This window comes from Acinetobacter sp. CIP-A165, from assembly GCF_000367985.1.
In the GTDB taxonomy this organism is placed as follows: Bacteria; Pseudomonadota; Gammaproteobacteria; order Pseudomonadales; family Moraxellaceae; genus Acinetobacter.
On the sequence record NZ_KB849200.1, the window covers coordinates 69,518 to 70,292 of the forward strand.

The following is a 775-nucleotide window of genomic DNA, read 5'->3' on the forward strand; positions in this document are numbered from 1 at the left end:
GCGGTTTAATTTACTTGCTGGCATATACAATTTAGATTGGGTGAAAGATAAACAATTAAATTGATTGAAAAATGATTTATGAAGGAAGTCTAGTAATAATTCATATACATTTTATGATTGGATGACTAGAGATTTTTTTAAATATTTAAAAGATCAGAACCCGGAACAATATTATTGGCTTGCACCTGGAAGTAAACAGTATGTATGGCGAAGTGGTAATTTTGAGTATAAAGCTTCTAAATGTTATAATCTTGCATTAAAAGCGTTGGAATATGAGGATAAAAAAATGCCTTATACAGCTAATCAAACATGGCGTGAGATTTATGGAAACAAATTCCCAGCGTAATATACTTGAAGAACAAATTCGTGAGTGCTTTGGTAGAACGGTTTGGACACATAAAACACATGAAAAATGTGCAGATATACTAAGTTTTAGACAAAATTTTTTAAAAATAACTCAAATATTTATTTCAGGATTAGTTACAACTGGAATATTAGCTTCTGTATTTGGAGATAGTTTTGGGTTAGCTATTGTCGCTGCGATATTTTCTTTTCTTCTTACGTTATTGAATACTTTTGTTAAGAATTATGATTTGGGGGCATTAGCTCAAAAACATAGTGATGCTGCAATTCAAATATGGAACATTCGTGAAAACTACTTATCATTATTAACAGATATTCAGTAGACTTCCTTCATAAATCATTTTTCAATCAATTTAATTGTTTATCTTTCACCCAATCTAAATTGTATATGCCAGCAAGTAAATTAAACCGC

General features: G+C 29.9%; 1 protein-coding gene. It reads left to right on the forward strand.

Features of this window, described 5'->3' with window-relative positions; all coding sequences use genetic code 11:
* Nucleotides 1-323: 323 nt before the first annotated feature.
* Nucleotides 324-686, forward strand: a complete 363-nt coding sequence (locus tag F991_RS00300) for an SLATT domain-containing protein (protein WP_004667996.1) — start codon at nucleotides 324-326, stop codon at nucleotides 684-686.
* Nucleotides 687-775 lie beyond the last annotated feature (89 nt).